Source organism: Streptomyces sp. NPDC005898, from assembly GCF_040629635.1.
In the GTDB taxonomy this organism is placed as follows: domain Bacteria; phylum Actinomycetota; class Actinomycetes; order Streptomycetales; family Streptomycetaceae; genus Streptomyces.
This window is the reverse complement of the sequence record NZ_JBEXWC010000003.1, coordinates 271,438-291,877: the sequence shown is the minus strand read 5'-3', so window position 1 is coordinate 291,877 and position 20,440 is coordinate 271,438. Positions and strand designations below refer to the sequence as shown.

23 protein-coding genes are annotated in these 20,440 nt (G+C 68.2%); 4 read left to right on the top strand and 19 right to left on the bottom strand.

From position 1 onward, the window contains the following. The 10 genes from ABZ385_RS06635 to ABZ385_RS06590 form a co-directional block, all read right to left on the bottom strand. Positions 1 to 1,266 carry a lanthionine synthetase C family protein gene (locus ABZ385_RS06635; RefSeq protein ID WP_358910068.1) on the bottom strand — a complete coding sequence of 422 codons (1,266 nt, stop codon included), beginning with the start codon at positions 1,264 to 1,266 and terminating at the stop codon, positions 1 to 3. Continuing rightward, positions 1,253 to 4,354 carry a lantibiotic dehydratase gene (locus ABZ385_RS06630; RefSeq protein WP_358910067.1) on the bottom strand — a complete coding sequence of 1,034 codons (3,102 nt, stop codon included), beginning with the start codon at positions 4,352 to 4,354 and terminating at the stop codon, positions 1,253 to 1,255. The genes ABZ385_RS06635 and ABZ385_RS06630 overlap by 14 nt, the downstream gene beginning before the upstream one ends. An 84-nt stretch (positions 4,355 to 4,438) precedes the next feature. Further along, on the bottom strand, positions 4,439 to 4,618 hold the full coding sequence (locus tag ABZ385_RS06625; RefSeq protein ID WP_358910065.1) for an FxLD family lanthipeptide: 180 nt from the start codon (positions 4,616 to 4,618) through the stop codon (positions 4,439 to 4,441). A gap of 38 nt (positions 4,619 to 4,656) precedes the next feature. Beyond that, a complete protein-coding gene (locus ABZ385_RS06620) occupies positions 4,657 to 4,788 on the bottom strand; it encodes an FxLD family lanthipeptide (RefSeq protein ID WP_358910064.1) in 132 nt (43 codons plus the stop codon). A 103-nt stretch (positions 4,789 to 4,891) separates the two neighbouring features. Further along, positions 4,892 to 5,068 carry an FxLD family lanthipeptide gene (locus ABZ385_RS06615; RefSeq protein ID WP_358910062.1) on the bottom strand — a complete coding sequence of 59 codons (177 nt, stop codon included), beginning with the start codon at positions 5,066 to 5,068 and terminating at the stop codon, positions 4,892 to 4,894. A 315-nt stretch (positions 5,069 to 5,383) separates the two neighbouring features. Next, positions 5,384 to 6,304, bottom strand: coding sequence for an endonuclease/exonuclease/phosphatase family protein (locus ABZ385_RS06610; protein ID WP_358910060.1), 921 nt, complete (start codon positions 6,302 to 6,304; stop codon positions 5,384 to 5,386). Positions 6,305 to 6,422: 118 nt separating this feature from the next. Continuing rightward, on the bottom strand, positions 6,423 to 6,758 hold the full coding sequence (locus ABZ385_RS06605; protein ID WP_358910058.1) for a hypothetical protein: 336 nt from the start codon (positions 6,756 to 6,758) through the stop codon (positions 6,423 to 6,425). After that, a complete protein-coding gene (locus ABZ385_RS06600) occupies positions 6,755 to 7,240 on the bottom strand; it encodes a hypothetical protein (protein WP_358910057.1) in 486 nt (161 codons plus the stop codon). The genes ABZ385_RS06605 and ABZ385_RS06600 overlap by 4 nt, the downstream gene beginning before the upstream one ends. A 10-nt stretch (positions 7,241 to 7,250) precedes the next feature. After that, positions 7,251 to 7,817, bottom strand: coding sequence for a hypothetical protein (locus tag ABZ385_RS06595; RefSeq protein WP_358910055.1), 567 nt, complete (start codon positions 7,815 to 7,817; stop codon positions 7,251 to 7,253). Beyond that, positions 7,814 to 8,371, bottom strand: a complete 558-nt coding sequence (locus ABZ385_RS06590) for a hypothetical protein (RefSeq protein ID WP_358910053.1) — start codon at positions 8,369 to 8,371, stop codon at positions 7,814 to 7,816. Before ABZ385_RS06590 ends, ABZ385_RS06595 begins: the two co-directional genes overlap by 4 nt. Before the next feature lie 643 nt (positions 8,372 to 9,014). Between ABZ385_RS06590 and ABZ385_RS06585 the strand changes: the two genes are divergently transcribed. Beyond that, complete coding sequence (locus ABZ385_RS06585; RefSeq protein WP_358910051.1) at positions 9,015 to 9,971, top strand: hypothetical protein; 957 nt, start codon at positions 9,015 to 9,017, stop codon at positions 9,969 to 9,971. A gap of 48 nt (positions 9,972 to 10,019) precedes the next feature. On the opposite strand, the gene ABZ385_RS06580 is transcribed toward ABZ385_RS06585, so the two are convergent. The 3 genes from ABZ385_RS06580 to ABZ385_RS06570 form a co-directional block, all read right to left on the bottom strand. Next, positions 10,020 to 10,997 carry a hypothetical protein gene (locus ABZ385_RS06580; RefSeq protein ID WP_358910049.1) on the bottom strand — a complete coding sequence of 326 codons (978 nt, stop codon included), beginning with the start codon at positions 10,995 to 10,997 and terminating at the stop codon, positions 10,020 to 10,022. 614 nt (positions 10,998 to 11,611) lie between these two features. Then, entirely contained in the window at positions 11,612 to 12,646 is a 1,035-nt protein-coding gene (locus ABZ385_RS06575) for an NAD-dependent epimerase/dehydratase family protein (RefSeq protein WP_358910047.1), read from the bottom strand. A 147-nt stretch (positions 12,647 to 12,793) separates the two neighbouring features. Then, positions 12,794 to 13,342, bottom strand: coding sequence for a hypothetical protein (locus ABZ385_RS06570; RefSeq protein WP_358910045.1), 549 nt, complete (start codon positions 13,340 to 13,342; stop codon positions 12,794 to 12,796). Between the two features lie 252 nt (positions 13,343 to 13,594). Between ABZ385_RS06570 and ABZ385_RS06565 the strand changes: the two genes are divergently transcribed. Then, complete coding sequence (locus tag ABZ385_RS06565; protein WP_358910043.1) at positions 13,595 to 13,915, top strand: WhiB family transcriptional regulator; 321 nt, start codon at positions 13,595 to 13,597, stop codon at positions 13,913 to 13,915. Positions 13,916 to 14,066: 151 nt separating this feature from the next. On the opposite strand, the gene ABZ385_RS06560 is transcribed toward ABZ385_RS06565, so the two are convergent. The 5 genes from ABZ385_RS06560 to ABZ385_RS06540 all read right to left on the bottom strand — a co-directional run bounded on the left by ABZ385_RS06560 (position 14,067) and on the right by ABZ385_RS06540 (position 16,924). Continuing rightward, positions 14,067 to 14,387: a hypothetical protein gene (locus tag ABZ385_RS06560; protein WP_358910042.1), complete on the bottom strand. Its 321-nt coding sequence runs from the start codon at positions 14,385 to 14,387 to the stop codon at positions 14,067 to 14,069. Positions 14,388 to 14,447: 60 nt separating this feature from the next. Next, positions 14,448 to 14,657: a hypothetical protein gene (locus ABZ385_RS06555; protein ID WP_358910040.1), complete on the bottom strand. Its 210-nt coding sequence runs from the start codon at positions 14,655 to 14,657 to the stop codon at positions 14,448 to 14,450. After that, a complete protein-coding gene (locus ABZ385_RS06550) occupies positions 14,654 to 15,703 on the bottom strand; it encodes a major capsid protein (RefSeq protein WP_358910038.1) in 1,050 nt (349 codons plus the stop codon). The genes ABZ385_RS06555 and ABZ385_RS06550 overlap by 4 nt, the downstream gene beginning before the upstream one ends. Beyond that, a complete protein-coding gene (locus ABZ385_RS06545; RefSeq protein ID WP_358910037.1) occupies positions 15,700 to 16,131 on the bottom strand; it encodes a head decoration protein in 432 nt (143 codons plus the stop codon). Before ABZ385_RS06545 ends, ABZ385_RS06550 begins: the two co-directional genes overlap by 4 nt. Positions 16,132 to 16,261: 130 nt before the next feature. After that, positions 16,262 to 16,924 carry a hypothetical protein gene (locus ABZ385_RS06540; protein WP_358910035.1) on the bottom strand — a complete coding sequence of 221 codons (663 nt, stop codon included), beginning with the start codon at positions 16,922 to 16,924 and terminating at the stop codon, positions 16,262 to 16,264. A gap of 108 nt (positions 16,925 to 17,032) precedes the next feature. On the opposite strand from ABZ385_RS06540, the gene ABZ385_RS06535 reads away from it, so the two are divergent. Next, complete coding sequence (locus ABZ385_RS06535) at positions 17,033 to 17,572, top strand: hypothetical protein (RefSeq protein ID WP_358910033.1); 540 nt, start codon at positions 17,033 to 17,035, stop codon at positions 17,570 to 17,572. Here the strand turns inward: ABZ385_RS06535 and ABZ385_RS06530 are convergent. Then, on the bottom strand, positions 17,523 to 19,277 hold the full coding sequence (locus ABZ385_RS06530; protein WP_358910031.1) for a hypothetical protein: 1,755 nt from the start codon (positions 19,275 to 19,277) through the stop codon (positions 17,523 to 17,525). The genes ABZ385_RS06535 and ABZ385_RS06530 overlap by 50 nt on opposite strands. A gap of 313 nt (positions 19,278 to 19,590) precedes the next feature. Between ABZ385_RS06530 and ABZ385_RS06525 the strand changes: the two genes are divergently transcribed. Beyond that, positions 19,591 to 20,424 (top strand): hypothetical protein, encoded by an 834-nt coding sequence (locus ABZ385_RS06525; protein ID WP_358910030.1) that lies wholly within the window; start codon positions 19,591 to 19,593, stop codon positions 20,422 to 20,424. Positions 20,425 to 20,440: the final 16 nt, after the last annotated feature.

Sequence of the window (20,440 nt, the reverse complement as noted above, 5' to 3'; positions counted from 1 at the left end):
TCATACCGAGTTGGTCAGAAAGCAGGCGTCCCAGCCGGACGCGGACGGCGTTCCGGTCTGGAAGGAGTGGAGGGCGAGAGCGACACCTGCGGCGCCTTCGAGGAGCCCGATGTCGCCGCCGTCGGGAGCGTCGAGCAACGAGGCCGTCAGCGTTCCGGGGGCGGTATCGGTGATCGGGGCCAGGAGCCGGGGCAGGCATTCGGTGAGGCCAGGGGTGATGGCATCAGCGGCCACGAGTTGCGTGATGTGCGCCAGGCCAGCGAACCCGTGGCACAGAGAGACATCTCCGGTCGCGCCGAGCTGACCGGGGTCAGTCATCGCCCGGAGGAGCGCACGCTCGGCCGCACGCTGGCGGTCACGGTCGTTGAGGGCGAGGGCAGCGAGCTGCTGGGTACGGGCGAACCCCGCCGTCCCGTAGCACCAGGACGGCCGTGCCGGGCCCGGGCCGGGCACGCCGGATCGCAGCTGTTCACGGGTGATCCAGTACGGCCACCACGGGCCGGAGGGGCCCTCCCGCTGCCACTGGTCGAGCCAGGCCAGGACGCGGGTGATCGCCTCGCGGTGGCCTTCGACAGTGACACCGCGGCGTGCAGCGAGGGCGAGCAGAGCGAGGGGGCCGCTGATGCCGTGGGCGACGCCGTTGTTGGCGTGCCCCGCCGGAAAGCCCGGGGACGCTTCGCCGGAGGGGGCGAGGTGGCTCCACCAGCCGGGCAAGACCTCGCCATCGTGTGTGACCGGCTCGGTCAGCCTGACCAGGTACGCCAGGACCTGCCGGAGCAGTCCGGTGTGGACATCACGGTGCAGCAGGAGGGCGCCCATCCCGCTCAGGCCCCGGATCGTGTCGAACTCGGCCAGCTCTGGCGTCTCGCCCCGGTCCATGCGGGCGTGGGCGCTGGCCAACCGGCCCCGGATCGCCGACGTGACGTACTGGTCGAGGGTGTCCAGGGCGCGGGCGTACCGTCCGGGCCGGTCGGCGGCGGCATGCAGGGCAAAGGCGAGAGCGGGCGCACCGTAGTAGAGGTGGCTGTCGGGGCCCCCGACGGCCGGTTCTTCTGCGGCGCAGGCAAGCCAGTCATGCGCCCGCTGCCACGGCCCCTGGCCCGTGCGGGCCCGTTCGATGTGCAGCAACGCGACGCCGACGGCGCCGTGCGCCAGGGACTGCGGCCACCATCCCTGACGGTGATCCAGCGACCGCACGGCCTGCGGTTCGGCAAGACGCTCTGCGATGGTGTCGGCGGCATCCCGTGTTTTGTCACGCAGGTCCATGGTCATCTCCTCGATGGGCCCAGGCTTTTGCGACGGCGTGGGCCAGCCGCATGCACATGCGTTCGTCGTCCTTGTCGATGCCGACAGCGCGGATGTGGTGGGCGTGCAGCAGCGAGTCCAAGACCAGGTCCGGGTCCATGCCGTCGGATGCGTTTAGCCGTTCCCGGTAGCGGACCAGGGCCTCGTCGCGCTCCCCCCAGGCGGCCGCGATCGCCGCGCCCCCAGGGGCCGCGCGCAACGCCGCCCAGTCACGGGTCGGATCGGCCACGCGTACGGCCTCTTCGAGCACTGTCCGGTCCACGGGACGCGGATCGGTGATCCGGCCGTGGCTGATCAGCCAGCCCATGCCGTCGGCGGTGCTGCCGGTGAAGGCCACAGCGAGAGCGATGAAGTTCGCGGCGGTGAGAGCCTGGGGGTGAGGGCGCTTGTTCTGGGCGAACTGGACGGCCAGGGCGCGGGAGTCCGCGGCGAAGACGTCCTCAGCGAGGCTCATCAACGGCCCGGCGCCCCACCTGCCGGTTTCCGGGTAAGAGGTCGCGAACCGCATTTCGCTCAGCAGTCCGGCCCGGCGCAGCCCGGCCGCCCACACACTCACCCGGTGCGCGGTGAGCGTGAAGTCCTGCGCATGGGGGACCGCGATGCGCAGGCGCAGATGCCAGCGCGGGTCGCGGTAGCGCATGTACCACCACTTCGGCGGCGCCTCCCATTGGTCGAGGAGCGCGGGAAGGTGGTGGGCCAGAATCGCCGGTTGTCGTTCGACGTGCCCATACAGCGTGACCAGCAGCCACGGAGCGGACCCCGGGAGGTGACCGTGGTCGCGGGTGAGGAGCCGGTCAGCGGTCACGGGCGGCACGGTCGGCCACTGCGGCGTCCGGGCGGCCGTCATCGGGACGACGATCTCGTGGGCCCGGCCCCCGAACCACCCGCTGTCACACCCCCCTTCGGTCAGGACGGCCGTTCCGCTGTTGTCCAGGTGGGCGCGCAGCAGCGCGAGGTGTGCGCGCACGGAGAGGTCCAGCGGGAGCCCCTGGTCGCCCTCGGTCAGTACGACGGCGTCCGGCACGCGGCGGCGCGTGCGCCACTCGTCGACCGCCTTGTGCCATTCCTCCCATGAGGCGCGGCGGCCGGGCAGCTCCGACCCCTCCAGCCGCCACCGGGCTGGAGAGAGGATCGTGCGGCCGTACCGCACTCGCGGCAGGTACGGGAGGGATGTGGCAGACGCCCACGGGAACGGGGTCAGGACGGCGGCCTGGGAGCGGCTGATCTCGCTGAGGAATCGTGCGAGCGGCGGCGTGTGGGCCCGCAGGTCGAGAGCGTGCAACGTCATCGGGTCCAGCAGGCACCCGCGGGAGAGGGAGACGAGGTAGAGCCTGCGGCGGTCACAGCCCACCGCGAGGTCATCGAGCGTGATGGTGCGCTCATCGGCCGGACGGTGCTCGGCCAGGCTGATCACGCCCGGCAGGAGTTCGGGCACGCGGGTGACGTTGGCGTCACAGCGATCGAGCGGTGCGAAGGAGACCTGCGTGGGCAGCGCGCCGGGCGCATTGACCGGCACCTGTTCCAGCACGGCGGCCGCACGGGCCTGGTCGGCAGGTTCGAGCAGTCCCAGGCACCGGCCGCTGCTCGTGCCGATGCCCCGTGAGGGAGCGATGCTGTGGAGGGCGAAGTCACCGTTGGCCAGAGCGGCCTGCGAAGTCGCATGGACCTGGAAGCGCAGCTCCAGGTGGGCCGGTACCTGCATCGTGTCTGCATCGCCGAGCGTCAGGGCGCGGAGCAGCTCCTCATCCAGAAGGATCTCGTCGCGGCCGTCGAGCACGGCGGCCTGGGCTAGCGAGAACAGCCGCTGTTCACGGGCGGTCACGACCTCCCGCTGCTCGGGTTCCTCATCCCGGTAACCGGCGGGGAAACCGAGTCCCACATCCGGGTCGACGACGTCCCGCACAGGGATGAGGGAGTTGATGCCGTACCGCTCGAAGAACCGGTTGTGGAAATCCTTCCACGCAGGCGTGCCGAAGGGGTACGCAGTGAGCCGCGACAGCACGGTGGCGGCCTTCTCCGCCTCACGGGCAACCAGCGGAGGCAGAGTGAGGGAGCAGTCCAGGCGCAGGTCCACCGTGATCGGCTGGGCCTTGACGGTGCTCAACGTCATCATCTTCAGCTGCAAGGCGAAGCGCAGACGCCGTCCATCTGCCGGGGCGAGCACCTGCTGGTTGTGCTGGGTGATGGCATTGCGGAGGAGCTGTAAGTCCGCCACGACGTCCGCGCACTGTGCCGCGTCGACGGCGTCGAGCTGCTGGACCAGGTGATCGAGAGCGTCGAGGACGGCGGACGGTGCGTGCAAGCTGCTGATGAGCACGCCGCGCTGGACCAGGCTGGTGATGAGACCTTCCACCCGGGACGCGGGCACGTCGGGGAACTCGGCCTTCACCCTGTCCACGAGCGTCTTGAAGGGGGCGGGCGAGGCGGCGGCTTCCACGGCAATCCGGGCGGCGGCGGTATAGCGCAGGGACACTTCCGCCGCGGGGCCGTTCTCGGTACGGCGCGAGCGGGGAGGGTAGGGCACCACCAGCCGATCGCCGCGTACGTAGGCGGTGTTGTTGGCCATCACGGGCAACTGCCGTAAAACGTCGGGGCAAGCCTCCAGACGGCTGACCAGGTCAGCGATCCAGGCGCTGTCGGCGCGTACGACGGCGCGATGCCATTCACCCCACGCCCACTCAGGCCGCTCTCCGAAGGAGGCGGGCGCGATTCCCGCGAACAGGCCGTGCGGTGTCGCCCGGCCCGTCATCCGCAGCACGTACCGAATGACGGACAGCACCGTGCGGCGAAGCGGACGGGCCTCCGGCCGGGGCGCCGAGCACAGCGTGTGAACCTGCTGTGCCAGCAAAGGGCTGGCCTGATCGATGGCCTCCGCAATCCCGGCTACCGACCAGACCTCGCGCAACCACGTCTGCCACCGGCTCCGGCTGGCCGGGGAGCCGTCGCTCAAGTCCGGCCACGCCGGCAGCGGCAGCGTCGCGTATCGGGCGGCGCGCACGAGCGCCGTGTCTGCGCACCGGTACAGCGACCCGGCGTTCCTGGAATCCATGCACCCTCCCTGTTCTGTGAGGACCGGGGGTGTCAGCCCGCGCGGCGACAGGCCGCGCGGGCTGACAACCGGCCGTGCGTGTGGTCAGGCCACGTTGGTGGCGCAGGACCCCTGGCAGCTCGGCTTGCACCCGTCATCCGTCAGGTTGATCAGCGAAGCCGACCCGTCACCGGACTCGAGGACACTGATGTCCAGGTCGAACGCGTCGCTGCCCGCCGCCGTACTCGGAGGCTGCGCCTGGTCCTTGATCGTGTTGCTGCTCATGCTGATCTCTCCCTACTCGTCGTGCACGGGTTGGCAGGTCAGGCCACGTTGGTGGCACACGGGCTGGAGCAGGTACTGCCGCAGCCGTCGTCGGTGAGGTTGATCAGCGTCGCCTGCTCGTCGCCGGACTCCAGGACGCTGATGTCGAGGTCGAACTCGTCGGGTTCCATGCGTTCTCCTCGGGGGTGTGCGGGATTGGTTCGCGCAGGTGCAGTGATCGCTGGCGTGCGGCGCGAGCCCGCGAGGGAGCCGTGCCGTACGCCTCGTGTGTGGTCAGGCTCCGCTGGAGACGCAGGCGTTGCCGCACGTCGCGGCGCAGCCGCCTTCGGAAGCAGCGGTCAAGCTGACGGCCCCACCGGACTCGATGACGCTGATGTCGAGGTCGAACGGGTCCTGCGAGCGTGCGGCCGGCGCGGTCTGCGGTCCGGCTTCTTTGAGGTTGTTGGGCACTGCAAGTCCTCCTCAGTTCACGGGCGTTACGTAGCGATGGCGCTGGTTCTGAGTTCTTCAGGGGACGTGGACTGTAGGGCGCTACCGGCCCCCGGCCTTCGTAACCACCTCGCATTCCTCCCTTGGCCAGACGGACATGCGCGGGGAGAGAGCGGTGCGAGAAGTCCTCTCCTCACGCGGTTCTTCCGATGCCGAGCCTTGATTCAGGTCCGCCATCGGGTGCTGCACCCGCCTGCCACCGACGACAGGCGGGCGGTTGAGGGGCGGCTACTTGCCTCCCCCCGCAGGAGGCAGCCGTCGCACCGCGCGCAGCCGTTAGGCGGCGTCGGGCACGTCAACCGACAAGACCTGGCACAGCCGAGTGAGGCTGAAGGTGGCCACGACCGGAGGGTGATCACTTGCTTCGATCACGTCGTCATTGACGATGACCTCTACTTTGGTCAGCGTGTTGGCGATCTGCGGGGTGGCATAAATCCGGTCGATTCGTTGGGGCCCACCCTGGTCCTTACGCCACAGTGACGCGGTAGGCGCGAGGGCTTCGGGCTGGCCCAGGGCCGTCGCGGCATGGTGCGCCAAGTCCACGAGGAGCGGGGGTTGACCGTGGTGCTCGCCCGCAAGAATCTCGTCCGGGACGGTGTCGGAGACCCGAGCGCCGTCCCGCTCGATGGTGCGGTGTTCGAAGTGGCTCCGGTCAGTGACCGCGCTCCAGTCCGGCAGCGGCGTGGTCTCGTCGGCGGTGTGCGGGTAGGAGTTCGTGTCGCCCCCGATGATCGCCGCCATGCCGGGCTTGGCGAGGGTCGTCAGCCGCTTCGCTTCGCTCGCGCGCCTGGCCGGGTCGAAGGAACACAAGTGGATGGAAGCAACGCTGAGCTTCTTCCGCGCATTGTTGATCCGGAAGACCGGGTTGCAGACGGGATGCCACATGGCCGTCGCGTGCTCGAAGTACTCGGTGGGCTGGCACATCCGGTCGGCGTAGACGCCGGTTGGGTTGGCTGACTCCGGCGTCGCGCCAGCGAGGAACGGGCGGTGACCGCCCAGCCGTGCGGCTTCCTCCCACATGGCACGAGCCCCATGCATGTGCGCCCGAGTCAGCTCCTGGCGCAGGAGCAGGTGCGGTTGGATCGACGCCATGATGTCCATGGCGAGGTGCCATCGATGGTCGGTGCCGTCGCGGTCGACACCGTTGTGCTCGACGTTGAAGATCGCCACGCGGAACTCGTCGTCGCGTTCGCTCATGAGGTGTTCCTTGAAGGACGGTCCGCGTCGGCAACCGCGGACGGGTAGTGGCCGGGCAAGTACGTACGTATCGACGGGAAGGTTCAGGCCGATGTCGGTGCGACGGCCCCCAGGAGGATCACGGCACCCCCGTGTCTCGCTTGATCAGGTCGAGCAGCTCCTGCGCGGCACGGGCCAGCGCCAGGGAGTACTGCCACAGCTCGTAGTGGTTCGCTCGCTCATCGGGACGCGCGCGCGGCAGGACGAGGCCTTGGGCCCGCTGATAGGCGGGGTGGTCACGCGGGACCGCGGGCAGCAGTGCTTTTACGTCGGCGGTGAGGGCAGTGACGTGCACGACCAGCGTGGCTCGCGCAGGCATCGCCACCCCTGGGCGCATCGTTTCGAAGATGGTGCGTTCGACGGAGGCGATATTCACGCGGACGTTCGTCGGCGGGGCGTCGTGGCTGATCGTCATGACGTCGCTCCCTGCTCGTCGAGCAGCGGGAGGAAGGCGAGGAAGACTCGGCGTTTGTGCAGGTAGGTGAGGACCCGCTCATATGTGGTGTCATCGAAGGTGAGGGCCGCGCGGTTGGCTGCGAGGATGCCGCTGGCGAACCCCAGGGAGGCGTATTGGCACGCAGCCCCGAAGGCGCGGCGCTCCTCAAGGGGCACCTCCGGGTCGAGGTCGCAGAAGGAGCTGCCCGTGACGGGCCAGCCCTGCTGCTCCTCGGCGAAACGGCCGAGCTGCGCCAGCCCCGTGCGTCGCTCGTCTCCGGTTGTCGCCACTACGTACGGGGCCACGGTGATCGTCCGGCCGCTCCGATGATGCTCTTCGAGGAGTTCCGCCATGTAGTCGTTGCGCAGGCCGGCGAGCTGGGCGGCACGGTTCCCGGGTGAAACGGGCGGTTCGTCGTAGTGGAGGTACGCACCGACAGAGAGGTCGCAAAGTCTCGTCACGTCGGCCGCCTCACATGGCCCGCAGCTCGGCTGCGAGCAGCACTTCGTGCGGTACGGGGGCGGGCTGGAAGGTGTCGAGGAAGCCTCGCAGGGCGAGCGGGGGGACTAGCCGGTCGCTTTTGAACGGCCGTAACCAGTAGGCGCCGGGAGGGTCCGTCTGGGCGAGGGGCGGCAGACCGATCTGATGCGGCCGACCCAGGCAGATGGCGTACTGGTGCGGCTCCCACCGCTCGCTCGTACCGGGTGGCACGAGCCAGTACAGCCACGACCGCACCGGGTCCTCGATGACCGGCCCGCAACCGTCGAGCTGCACATCATCCAGGAGGTGAACGATGGCCCGCGCGGCGTCCCCGCTCGCCGTAGCCACCACATCGAACAGCGCGCCACCCAGCGGCAGACAGGCCGAGCGGCCGTGTGTGAGAGCCATGAGGTTCTGCACACGGGTGGCCAGATCCCCCATATCGGCGGCCACCTCCTCGCGGCGGATGGTCTGCTGCTGAGGGGTGAACGCGACCGGGCCAGCCGGCCGGATCGTCCGATCCGGAGCGGCAACCCTTTGGGGCAGAGGCGTGGTCATGCCATCGCCCCCGGGTTGAGCACGGCCTGCACCGTCTTCCCGGAGCCGTCCTCATTCGCCGCGTACCCGAGCGTGGCGCCGAAACTACGCGCCTGCCACAAGCCAGGCCGACGTCGTTCGGGTCCCGTCGGCTCCCATCCCAGCACTTCCGCGAATGCAGGGAACTGCGGCATCAGATCCGACACCTCGATGAGCAACTCACGCGTTCGGATCTCCGCGAGACGTAGGGGGACCTGGACGATGCCGCCATGCCGGACAGCGTTGTCCACGAGCACCGCCACCACCCTGCTGGCCAGCTCGACGTCGCCCGGCCAGTGGGCCACGGTGAGCCGTGACCGACTCTGGATACGGGCGCTGCTGGCGGCTATCCCGGCGAGCTGATACGTCGTCCACCCGGAGCTGTCCTCCAACCCGAACGTCGTCGACCACTCCCACGTTGCAGCATCGACGATAGGGCGCAGTAGGACGGCGTGCAGACCAGTGTTCTCGCCAGTTGGCTGCGGCTCGTTCTCAGTGCCAACGCTCCTGACGACTTTGCTTGGGGAGGAGTGCATGGGGGCTCCAGCTGCTCATCATCCGTCCTCCGCCGAGCGGCGAGGGGAGATCAAGGTTCGCGGCACCTTGCTGGACTCGCCATGTCGTGGCGAGTACCACCTCGCGCTCATACGGGTGATGCAGGTATCACCGACATGTCACCGGGGAACCACATCCCCCCAAGATCCCTACGCGCGGCCCTTGTTGGGTGATAGTGGAAAGCGGAGTCGCCAAGGTTGCTATGCGCGGCCCGTGTACGAATCCGCTGGAAAGGAATCGTCGGCCATGGATGCGCGGACACTGCTTCAAGTGCTGGTTCGTGATCGGGGCTGGACCTTTGACCGCTTCAGGCATGCCTACGAGAAGGCCGCCCGAGAGGTCGCAGCAGCAGCCGGCGAGCCCCCTTCTACCGTGACGGTAGAAGAGCAAACGTTCCGTCGATGGACCTCAGGCCGAGTCAAGGGACTCCCGAATCATCCAGCTCCGCAGGTTCTGGAGCACATGTTTGGGTACTCCGCGCGACAACTCCTGGACCCGCCGACCGAACACCCCTCGGCTTCAGCCGGGCACCAAGTACTTGCGCTCAACGAAAGCGAACTAGCGATGACTGCTCGGGACGCAGCCGCACACGCCGGTGACGCCGCCTCCCTCAGCGTGCCGGACATGACACTCGACCAGCTCGACGACGACATCGTGGACCTGGCCCGCGCCTACAACCGCACTTCCCCGGTCGAGGTCTACCGCCGGGCCAAAGAACTTCTGGACGTCGCCCAGTCCCTGCTGGAGAGAACACAGGTACCCCGTCAGCGGACCCGCGGATACCTTGCCGCAGGCCAGTCCGCGGCCCTTCTCTCAGCGATCTCCTTCGACCTCGGTTCTCTCCCGTCGGCCGTATCGCTGTCCCGCACTGCTGCGCTCTACGGCCAGGTCATCGAGCACGGCCCTCTTCAAGCCTATGCGCATGGCGCACTCGCCTTCCTGGCGTACTGGGGCGGCCGCCCCTCCGAAGCTGTCCGGCTCGTGCACACTGCCCAGACTTTTGGGGGACTCGGCGATACGGCCCGCATTCGCCTGTCCGTCATCGAAGGCCGCGCCTACGGGCACCTTGGGGACAAAGCCGCGTCAGAGCGTGCTGTGCGCAGGGCCCTCGAACAGAACTCGGGGACTCGAGACGAACTGCACGATGACGTCGGCGGCGAGTTCGGCTTTCCCGACGACCGCGTGGCCATGAGCAACGCCACGACCTACCTGCTCCTGCGTAACTCCGAGGGGGCGGAGACGGCAGCGCACAGTGCCCTGCACCTCCTGGGCAGCAAGCCCGAAGACCAACGCCCGCTTCTCGTCTCGTCCCAAGCGTCGGTAGACCTTGCCCGCGCCCGGCTTCTGCGTGGCGAACTCGACGGTGCACAGGAAGCTCTTGAACCCGTCTTCCAAGTGCCCACCGAATGGCGAGGCGCGGGGACGCTGGAACGCCTCGCCGCCGTCCGCTCCAGCCTCTGCCACCCCACTTTCGCCGACGCCGCAGAAGCGAGCACTCTCGGCGAACGCATCGAGGAGTACAGCGCGGCGGCCACCGCTCATAAGCTCGGCGCCACCACCCCACTGGCCATCGGAAGTTGACGGGCCCCGACGGACTGTGGAGCGCAGCTCGGGCGGCGGGAGTACCGGTCAAGCCACCGTGTCGATCCGAGTAGCGCACACCGCGAGCAACGCCTCCAAGTCGGCCAGCACATCTCCGCCCGCGTTCTTGTTGTGGGGCAGCTCGTCCAACGCCGTCGCCACCTTCACCTCCAGAACGGTGACCGCGTCGATCGGCAGGAACGCTCTCCCTAGCAGCCAATACCCGCTGTCGATTCTCGTCAGCAGATCCCGGTGCACCTCATCCCAACTTCGCACTAACGCCGCTCGTTTGGTCTCATCTGGACTGTCTGCGAGCTCCTCCAGGTCCCGTACCAACGTCTGAACGTCCGCGTGGACACGGGTGCACAGCTTCCGCATCCGTGTCCATGTCTTGTGGCTTGAGACGACCACGGCTACCCCTAAGGTGACCGCCACGGTCAGGACCGCCGCCGGGTACTCGGGAAGGACGACCATGTACACCATGGCTCCCACCATGCTGATGCCCGCAGCGTTCGATACCGTACGGGTGATCACGGCCCGTGAGATGCGCCCGTGCAGACGGACCAGCGGAGCATCCTTCGGTTCGTTGATTTCCGCGAAAATGGGGAGCAGGCCCCAGATAGACATCAGATTCGTGGTGTCACCGAGGTACCTGGTCGGCCGCGCGGTGTCCAGGTTGAGAAAGAGACGCCACCCGTACAGCACGATGGCTGCCACGGCTGCCCACCACAGCAATATTTGTACGTCTCCTCGGCGCCGGACCCACTCGGGCGACTGCCACCTCGCCGAGACCCGCTCCGAAATATCCGCCCTGAGCCCGGGAAGCGTGAACGCCTGCCAGTGCCGGGCCGAACGGCCCGCCAGCACGATGCCACCGAAGACGCACACCAAGCTGACTGCCTTGTCCGGGACGGTTCCGTAGTCCCACCGCGCATTGCCCCAAGTACCAGCTGCGATCCCGACCGGGAACAGGACAAGCCGCCAATGGGTACGAACGAGGCCAGTGCCCCGACTTCGGATCGACATGGCTCCACTCTTGCGCCAGACCACCGAGTCGCACTGCGACTTGAGGCTTATCAGAGGATTCCGGGCTGGACGGCCGAACTGGGCCAGCCAGCCCGGCGCAAACACCGAATCGGAACCCTCATTGCGGGTTCCGAGACTGGTTCTCAGTTTGTTCGTTAACTGTTCGAGGCCGTGGCACCATGTACGGCATGACGACCAAACGAAAGGTCCATGCCGCGTAGACGGCCAGGACGCATCCGGGCCAGCATCCCGGCCCGACAACAGTCACAGCACTCAAGGCCGGCCATCGACCGCCTCTCCTCGCGAGCGTTGGCCGAGATAGTTCGTCTTGAACGCACTCGGAACTATCTCCAGCCGGGTGACACCAGCGCGGCCTTGCACCTGTGGAAGGACTACGTCCACCGCCCCGCACACGAACTCTGGCGCGACGACGAGTTCGGCAACGTGCACTGGTACTGCTGCGGCAACCCTCTCGATGGCCGTGCCCTACTCGACGGCGTAATCCGAGCAATGTCACCTCGCGGAGCCCGTGAACTCCGAAAGATCATCGAAAATCTGGACGCCTCCATGGGCCCGTCTTACCCGGCCACAGGCCACCGAAGGTAAATGCAAACTCAGGCTCCCAGTTCCTGCAGGATCCGAGCTTCCTTCGCCGTTGAGATGCCGTGCTCAGCCCACCGTGGATGCTCCACTGGACGACCCCCACCTTGCATCCACTCCCATGTGCCAGTAATCGTCTCCACCAGGGGCCGACACCGCAGCCCGGCAGCCTGTGCCCGGGAGGAGTCGACGTTCCACACGCCCGCGCTCGTACGCCAGAGCGGCAGCTCGGTCCACTGCTGCACACCCCGCTTGATCAGGAGGTCGTCCGGTGCCCAGACAAGATGCCCATCACTGCCCGTAGCCTCCAGACACGCAGTGAGGAAGCCGTCCATCGTCTCGCGGCCCACAGGCGCCGTCACGTTGAACGCGCCGCCGCTGCCGGATGCGGCGGCCTGGTCGAGCGCGAAGGCGGCAACGTCCCTGACGTCCACGGGCTGGATCGACGCCTCCGGTCGCCCCGGTGCGAGGATCGCCCCGCCCTTCTCTGCCCTTCGCAGCCACCAGGGGAGCCGCCCCACGTACTCGCCCGGACCCAAGATCACCCCAGGGCGCAGGATCGAAACGCGGTTTGTTCCGAAGGCTGCCAGCGAGGCTCGCTCAGCGCCCGCCTTCTGCCGTCCGTAGTACCAGTCAGGACCGTCCCAGTTCGCAGGCAGCCGCCCGTACTCGGCGTCGGCATCAGCGGGCCCGTCGAGGAGTTCGGACGCTTCCGTCAACGGCTCGTTCGGCCACCCTCGATACGCATTGACCGTGGAGATGTATACGTACTTGCCTGTCACCGGCTCCAGCGACTTGGCGCCAGCCAGGACATCCCTCGGGGCGAGTTCGGAGGCGGAGGTGTCTATCACGGCGTCCCACGGCCCGTGCTGGGCGAGTGCCGCAAGGTCTTCTTTCACCGTGCGGTCACCGTGGATCTCCCGCGTTCCTTCGGGGGCCTTGCCCGACCTACCTCTGTTGAATGCCGATACGGACCACCCCCGGTCAAGTGCGGTCTGAGCGACAGCTCGTCCCAAGAACCAGGTCCCACCAAGCACGAGAATCCTCATGACGCTGATCCTGCCCGCTGAGCCCGTACTTGCGCCACGCTGACGTAGGAGGCGGCGCAGCCTGGCAGCCGCAGGAGGCGGCCGCGTGGCTCGACGTGGAACCGTGGAGGACGCTGCTCATGGCCGACTTCGCGGAGCCAACGCCATCTAGAGCCAGCTGGCCCGCATGCTCGTCACCGTTCCGGGACCCATGTCATCCTTCGGCTGCCCGAGCTCGCCGGCCCACACCCGCTCCAGCATCCGGCGGACGGTCCCCATGATCTCGGGCGCCGCATTGCGCAGGCCGTCGGCATCCGCCGCCGAGATTTCCTCCGGGGCAATGCCAGCCTCCTTCAGCAGGCTAGAAATGTTGGTGAACTTATCTGCCAGCCAGGGCAGCGGATCATCAGACAACTCCTCGACGAAGGTCCGCGGGCCGGGTTCCCAGCCGACGACGTTGGGATGGTGGTGTGTGCGGTCGAACGTGTTCGGCGCCGCGTTCGCGTCCTGGAGGAGATCCACCCGCCAGAGCGGGCGACCGATGGTGATGGGGCGTGCGGCGTAGATGGAACCCGGCAACTCGTCGCTCTCGAAGACACGTAGCTCCAGCCGTACACCGCGCTCGGGGCTCTCCTGCCCGTGGAGCGGTTTCGGGTTGAGGAAGTAGAGGTCGCTCACCACGACGCCGACCCGCTCGAAGGCGAATGCGTACAACACGTGAACCCCCTGGGCTACTTGTGAAGCAGGCCAAACCTGTGTCGCCGAGCCTACGGACATCCGCTCTCACACCATGAGCGAGAACTGGACAACGAAACCATGCCCTTGGCTCCCGCTGTCAAGGGTGCGGTCACCCATAGGAGTTGGCTCTGACGGCGCCCCCTTAGACGTCCCTCGTCGGCTGTACTGTCGGTGGGCCGCCGTCCCTTTTGGGCGGGCTGGCCCGTCGATTGGGGAGAGGGCGACGTCCTGATGGTCACAGATGAGCAAGCGTGGAGCGCGCGGGCACGGTGCCGCACCGCGGACGCCGACCATCTGTTCGTCGAGGGCGCGGCGCAGCAAAAGGCAAAAGCTTTATGTGCTGGTTGTCTCGTACGAACCGAATGTCTCGCTTACGCACTCGACCGTCGCATTGAGCACGGCATCTGGGGTGGCATGACGGAGCGGGAACGGCGCGCACTGTTGCGGCGCCGGCCCTTGGTGACCTCCTGGCGCAACCTGTTGGAATCGGCCCGCACCGAACATGAACGGCACACTGGCCTGGGAGACGGCGAGACCGGAGCGACAGCTTGAGCCCGTCCAACAGCGTCCACAGCGGACAGGATGCGTTGCTTTCTCGCCGATGAGGTAGCCCCGTAGCGAGGGCACCACAGATACGACGCCAGGAGAGCCGACCGGCCGCGTGCAGGTGCGTGCGGATTGACCCCTAGGTGCTGCTCGCGAACTACCTTCGTGCGCGGGCGCGTAGGTCGATCGCGGAGACCGTGAACGGGCCTGCGGCAGGGGGATCGTCGGGGGCGGTCGCGGTTTCGAGTTGGGCCAGGCGTCGTTCGAGGCCCGCGAGGTTGGAGGAGTTGTCGACGGTGACAATGCCGTTGACGGTGACCTTGAGAGGGTCGGTGAGGAGCTGCGCGATGCGCTCCTGTAGGACTTCGTGGGCAACGGCCCGGGCGGTGCCGAGCCGCTCGTAGCGGCTGGCCAGCTCTTCGGGCGGGGTGTCGCTGCCGAGCAGGGCTTGCAGCCAGTGCAGAACCTCACCGGTCACGGTGCGCTCCAGGGAAAGGAGCGTGGTGGGGAGCCGGGGCTCCCCACCACGCGAGAGGGGTTAGGCGGACTTCGGCTTCCGGGTCGTCTTGCCGGATTCACCTGCCGAGTCGGGCGGGATGTGCCAGCACTTCGGGTTGGTGATCTGCTCAGCCACGGCGGAATCCGTCACTTCGGTCCCGGCCAGGAGTACGGCCGGAATCCGCTCAGCGGGGTCGAGGACGTGGACCGTCGCGGCGAGCACGCCGAGGGACTTCACGGCGGCGCTCACAGGACGGTGGCGGTGATGTGGCAGTCCGGGGAGTACAGCACCGGCATCGCGGCGGCTGCACCCTTGGTCCAGATCTGCACCGGGTCGTCCTCGACATCGCGGGTGATGATGATGCCCGGCGCGTCTTCCCGTTCGATCGCAGGGTTGGTGCCGCGGGAGAGGGCGAGAGACTCGGTGGTGGTGCCGTACTGGGTCTGGCCCCACTTCGCACGGTCCGGGGGCAGCATGATCCACCGGTCTTCCGGCAGCACGCGCTTGGAGACGTCGTCCTGCCACACCTGCGCCTTGTAGAACGTGACGGGCGGAAGGCCGTAGTTGCCGCGCACCGAGTTGATCTGCTGTGGATTCAGTGTGGCCGTCGGGGTCTGGTCTCCGGCCGGGGTGCCGTAGTACGCCGCCCGGTAGGCCTGGTTGCCTGCCAGGTGCGACCACGCCTTACGTGAGGTGAGCACCATCTCCGGAGCGGGGGCACCGATGGAGTCGAGGTAGTCGATCCACCGCAGCTCATCCGCGATCGGGTCCGCGGTCGGGTCCGACCACGGCTTCGGCGCGGTCGGCATGTTCGCGGCCGGCACGCCGTAGTCGGCCTCCACGGTGAGGCCGTTCTCCCCGGCCAGGCTGAACTTGCCGTCCAGCAGGACATCACCGGCGGCGAGTTCCAGGCGCGAGCGGATCGCTTCGACGTGCCGCTCCACGTCGTCGTAAAGCAGTTCCACGAGCCGGTCCTCATCGGCGCCGCGGGCGGCGTCCAGAAGCAGCTGCTCCATCTCGCCGACGAGGAGCTTCTGCCCCAGCGCGGGCAGGGTGCCTTCGGTCTGCGTCGAGGTGGCCTGCCGCTTCGCGAACGGCACACTGGTGTCGTAGGCGCGGTAGGAGGCCGCGTTCACGCGCCGCTTGTTCTGCCGCACGCGCCACTTCACGTCGTGCACCCGGGCCTCGGGGAACACCTTCTGCGTGAGCAGGAAGTCGTCCGGGCTGGGGATGGTGCGCGCGTAGACCGTCAGGTCGGTGACGGAGACGTTGTTCAGGAGGTCGGCGACGCTCACGCGCTCACCGCCCCGAGGAAGCGGATCTGCGCACCGGCCGGGTGAGGGGCGATCTTGGCCGGGTCGAGGCCGCCGGGGATCTTCGCGATATGAGCAGTGCCGTGCCAGAGCAGCGCCGCGGGCACCTTCGTCACGCCGGGCGTGAAAGGCGCCTCCGCGTACACGAGGCCGGCGAGGACGGCGCGGCCGTCATCGGCTGCGGGATCGTAGGCCCCGTACAGGCCGGAGTCGGTGATACGGCCGACGGGGACACCGGAGCGGACAAAGCCGTGCGGCTGAGCTGCGGTCGGCTCGACGTAGTGGACGTTCTTGGTCAGCTTGTCCAGGTCGAGGGTGATGGTCTCGGTGGAGTCGGTGCCGTGACGGGAGGCAAGCCAGTCCCGGTCGGCGGTGACCGTCACAGTGGTGGTGTACGGCTGGATGCTCAAGCCGTCTTCTCCAGGTGGTGCGGTGCGGTCACGCCCTCACCAGGTGCGGTGGGTGCGGTCCACGAGGAGAAGAAGGAAGGGGCGTGGTCCCCAACATCAGCCAGCCGCTCACCGTGAGCGGCCACCCGGTCTAAGGGGTGTCGGGCAGGAGGCCTCGGCGTCGGGCCATCTCCAGACCGGCAGCGCCGGGCGGACGCTCTGTGCCGCCGGGGCGCGGCGGCGGAACAGACGCCGGAGCCCCGCCCGGGGCCGGGGGGATGTCCCGAGCACGGGAGCCGAACAGCTCGGGGCGGCGCTGGCTCAGCTCCTGAACCGCCTCGTCCAGGGCGGAGGGGTCCGCGTCATCCGGCAGGCGGAGCAGCGACACGGCATCGTCCAGGTCAGGCCCGGTCGCGCCAGCGGAGACGAGCACGGCGCGACGCGCTGCCTCCCGCTCCCGGGCGACAGCCGCAGCCTCGCGCGCGAGAGCCGCCTGCTCCCGCTCGATGACGGCCTGTTCACGCCGCTCAGTCTCGGTCAGCCGGTCCTGCTCGGCCTGCCGGACCCCCGCGAGGTACTCCTCCAGCGCCGCCGTATTAGAGAACCCGAGCTTCTCGATCAGGGAGCGGACCGCTGCACGGCCACCCTGGTCCTTCTCCCGAGCCATCATCGTGTTCAGCTGCTTCTGGGTGACACTGACCGTGGCCTCGTCGTTCGACGGGTCATCCGGGGAGGCGCCGCAGACCGGGAAGATCGGGCGGCCGTCACGGCGGTAGCCGAGCACAGTTCGCGGAGCGGGCATGCTGCGGGTCATCAAGTGGTGCTACTCCCACGACGGCCCCGCGCCGCGGCCCAGTCTACGGAACCGAGCGATGAACCCTGCGGTAGGCGCCCTCCGACCTGCGTAAACCCGTGGACTGACATGATCGAGATCATGAATACGGGTGGGGAAAACGCAGGAGCGGAGCACGACTCCTCGGCGCGGGTGGGGCGTCGTCGGGTGCTGATAAGCGGCGGCATCCTGGCCGCCGCTGCGATAGGCGCGGTTGTATGGGTGTGGGCGCCGTGGGTCGACCGCAGCCCGTTCACCGGCTACTCAGTCGGAACGGCCGACGGAGAGAACACCATTCCGGGGTCCACGGCCGATACCTGCGTACGCAAGTCGGCCTCCGAAGAGGAAACCGTGATCTACGACGAGGACGGCCACAAGCTCGCCGCAGGGCGCGCGCCGAGGGAAGGCGAACGGCTCGGGCCGGAGTTCGGAGACTTCGCAGGCGACTGCCTGTTCGTCACCCGCATCGACAACATCCCAGGCGGCAAGGGTTCTTACTTCAGCGCATGGGGCGGCGGAAGCAAGAGCGAGGTGGCTGAAGAGTGGCTGAGAGAGTCCCCCGAGGACCAGCGAGAAGGCCTCAAGACGGCGAAGAAGCTGGACTCCGAGGACGCGGAGGAGCTGGACTGACGGGCTTCTCGCCGGGCTCCGCCTCGCTAATCATCCGCCTCTCCGTGATCCGCACGACCTCTTCGCGGGCGTCATCAATGGGGTACCCGGCGTCCTGCAACATGCGGATGCCGGTCTCCAGCGCCAGCACCCCGGCAGTCACCCCCTTGACGACCTCTTCGAGGATCGCTGACCGGTCCGTAGGGGTGTGCGGCCCGAACACCAACCGAGCGGGAAGAACCGGGCTCTGCGGCCAGCCGTCTGCCCGGCCTGCCTGGTGAATCCGCTGCACCATCTTCAGCAGCAGTGCGTACTTGTGCGCGCGGGCCAGCCGCATCGCGTCGACGAGCGAGTCGAGTGGGCCCAGGGAGAGCTGGAGCGCGTACCCGCTGGGTACATCGGAGGGGTCGACGGTGCCCAAGCTGACGGCGGGCAGCCGGGCGTTGACCGCTGCCCGATCGCGTATCTCCTCGACACGTGCTCGGAGTTCAGCGAGCTGGTGGGAGGTGTCCAGGACGTCCATGCGGCCGCCGTCGCCGAGCGCGAACACCGTGCCCGGTTCGATTGTGAGCGGCTTGGGCCTGCCAGACACCCGGTCGACTTCGGGACGGGCGCCGGCGAGCCCGATGATCGGTGCGCCGGTCGTCGAAGAGGCGCGGGCGGAGTCGGTGTCGGTCTCGGCCAGCTCATCGAGGGCCTGCATGACCTTGGCCAACGTGGATTGGCCGAAGTGCTCGCCGTCCGCGATGGTGTTGCTGATGTGGACGAGCGGGATGAAGTCCAGCCGCAGATCGAGCCGGTCGAGGACCACCCCGTCTGCGCGGGTGCGGAACCGCGCCTTGTCCAGGGGCAGGTCATCGAGTTCCTGGCCGTGACGGAGGTCAGAGATCACCCATTCCGCGTCGGTCAGGTAGCAGGTCGTCGCGGACGGCCGGTCGGGCGCCCACGGGTAGGTGCGCTGGAGGCGGCCGAGGGCGTCATCGTAGCTGTCTCCGGCCTGGGGCACGGGGGCGGTTGGGACCTCCGACGAGCTGGTGCCGCCCGACTCGTCCGCAGGTCGGATCGGGCCGAGTTCGTAGGTGATCCGCCTGATCCGGGCTTTGAGCCCACGCTTGGGGTCCTCCGGGATCTCCCACGCCAGGTGCACCCGGCGCGGGTAGTCTCCCGGGTCCGCGTCGTCCTCGAGGACGGGAAAGTAGAAGCCGGGATCGTAGGTCTTCAGCCTCACCCGCTGCTTGTCGGGGTCCCAGGCCAAGAGGTACAGGCCGTCACCGAGCAGGACGGCCTTCCGCTCGGCCGCCTGCATCCGCAGCGGCAGCAGCTCGGCCTCCGCCCACTCCTTCAGCCGCTGCTGTACGGCGGCAGCAGCGATCGCCTCCGAGGTGGCGTCCTCGTCCTTGGCGTGCTCGGCCCCGGGCACGATGATCTGCTGCGACTTGCCCAGCAGGTGAGCGAGCGTGGTGTCCACGAACGTGGAAGCGTCCCCGAACTCCCGCCGTTCGCCCGCCGCGTCATTGCCGGCAAGACTCGCGAGCTCCCCTGCCTGGTTGTTGTCGTAGGCGGCGAGGAGCTTGTACGCGGCCAAGCGGCGCACCGCCTCATCGGGAAGCCACGTGGCTTGCACGGCAGGGGCGAGAGCCCGGTGTGGACGCCCGTCGCTACCGGACATCACTGGTTTGTAGTTCAGCCATGACCACGCGTCGGTAAGGAAGGTACGCAGGCCCACGAAAACAGTCCGATTCGTCAGCCCCACGCCTCACACCAGGGTAGTGGTGCCGGTCTGCGGCAATAGAGAACCCGGTGAGGGCCGACGGTTTGATGACGCCAATCAGAGGCGACCGTGTGCTTGAGCTGGGTGGGTGGTCGAGTTAGCGGCGGCATCGGGGAGCACGACGGGGCCGCGGCGCAGTGGGCTCGATTCGGCACTCCGCGATCAGCCTTGACCATGGAGCGACATGCTCCTGCCTGCCGCGCGACAAGGTGGGCGCCGTTGCAGTCTTGGCGGTGCTCGTGCATGACCTGGAGGGCACGGTGGGCGGATGGACGGACAGGATGTGCAGACTGCTTTCACGACACTGGGGGCGGTCTTCTCAGGGGTGGCTGCTCTTGCCACTGTGATGGTGGCGCGCTGGCAGACCCTGTTCGGGCGGCGGCTCGCCCTGGAGTCGATGAGCACGCAGGCCGCCGCGGAGCGGCGGCTGCTGCTGGAGACTGAGCGGTGCGCGGCGTGGAGGGCGTTCCTGCGCACCTCGGACGCTTTTGCCGACGCGGTATGGCGGCTGAAGGAGCTGGACCCGCTGTCGCGGGGTGACGAACTGCGCACCAAGAGCGAAGCACTGACCGAGGCGTGCTCGGGACTGCAGGTCCTTGGCCCCGACGCGGTCGTCCGCCATGCGGAGGCGCTACGGGATCGGTGTTGGCGCATGGAACGGTACGCGGTCAGGCGAGCTGTGGTCCGATCCGCACTGGAGGCCCTGGAGCGACGCTGGTGTCCGGGAAACGCGGAGCGGTGCGAGGAACGATGCGAGGGCAGCGACGCACACAGCTGCGCTTGGCTGGCGTACGTGATGCTCGAAGGCTGGGGCGACCGGGACGACGATGACCGCCCTGACGACCTCGGCTTCTTGGAGTACCTGGTCAGGGAAAGTGGTGTCCTCGCGGTCGCCGGCGCCCCGGCGGAGGGCGGCGTGCAAACGGAGGATGACCTGCGGCGGCTCCTGGTCGTTGCCCGTAACCCTGGGTCCTGGCGCCTCCTGTCCGCCGAAGACCGTTGGTTCCGACCGCGCACAGGCTATGAGGAGGGCCGCAGCGCGTTCGTCAGCTCGGTGCGCGCCTTCTTGGACGAAACTGGCGGGGCGACGACGGGATTCTAGGGTGCGCACGAGAGTC

What these genes read in the sequence shown, in the direction of transcription:
- ABZ385_RS06605 (WP_358910058.1), bottom strand. Translation starts at nt 6,758, where the DNA reads ATGACGATCAGCCACGACGCCCCGCCGACGAACGTCCGCGTGAATATC.
- ABZ385_RS06565 (WP_358910043.1), top strand. Translation starts at nt 13,595, where the DNA reads ATGGTCACAGATGAGCAAGCGTGGAGCGCGCGGGCACGGTGCCGCACC.
- ABZ385_RS06610 (WP_358910060.1), bottom strand. Translation starts at nt 6,304, where the DNA reads ATGAGCGAACGCGACGACGAGTTCCGCGTGGCGATCTTCAACGTCGAG.
- ABZ385_RS06540 (WP_358910035.1), bottom strand. Translation starts at nt 16,924, where the DNA reads ATGACCCGCAGCATGCCCGCTCCGCGAACTGTGCTCGGCTACCGCCGT.
- ABZ385_RS06535 (WP_358910033.1), top strand. Translation starts at nt 17,033, where the DNA reads ATGATCGAGATCATGAATACGGGTGGGGAAAACGCAGGAGCGGAGCAC.
- ABZ385_RS06525 (WP_358910030.1), top strand. Translation starts at nt 19,591, where the DNA reads ATGGACGGACAGGATGTGCAGACTGCTTTCACGACACTGGGGGCGGTC.
- ABZ385_RS06580 (WP_358910049.1), bottom strand. Translation starts at nt 10,997, where the DNA reads ATGTCGATCCGAAGTCGGGGCACTGGCCTCGTTCGTACCCATTGGCGG.
- ABZ385_RS06630 (WP_358910067.1), bottom strand. Translation starts at nt 4,354, where the DNA reads ATGGATTCCAGGAACGCCGGGTCGCTGTACCGGTGCGCAGACACGGCG.
- ABZ385_RS06590 (WP_358910053.1), bottom strand. Translation starts at nt 8,371, where the DNA reads ATGCACTCCTCCCCAAGCAAAGTCGTCAGGAGCGTTGGCACTGAGAAC.
- ABZ385_RS06595 (WP_358910055.1), bottom strand. Translation starts at nt 7,817, where the DNA reads ATGACCACGCCTCTGCCCCAAAGGGTTGCCGCTCCGGATCGGACGATC.
- ABZ385_RS06625 (WP_358910065.1), bottom strand. Translation starts at nt 4,618, where the DNA reads ATGAGCAGCAACACGATCAAGGACCAGGCGCAGCCTCCGAGTACGGCG.
- ABZ385_RS06575 (WP_358910047.1), bottom strand. Translation starts at nt 12,646, where the DNA reads ATGAGGATTCTCGTGCTTGGTGGGACCTGGTTCTTGGGACGAGCTGTC.
- ABZ385_RS06635 (WP_358910068.1), bottom strand. Translation starts at nt 1,266, where the DNA reads ATGGACCTGCGTGACAAAACACGGGATGCCGCCGACACCATCGCAGAG.
- ABZ385_RS06620 (WP_358910064.1), bottom strand. Translation starts at nt 4,788, where the DNA reads ATGGAACCCGACGAGTTCGACCTCGACATCAGCGTCCTGGAGTCCGGC.
- ABZ385_RS06585 (WP_358910051.1), top strand. Translation starts at nt 9,015, where the DNA reads ATGACACTCGACCAGCTCGACGACGACATCGTGGACCTGGCCCGCGCC.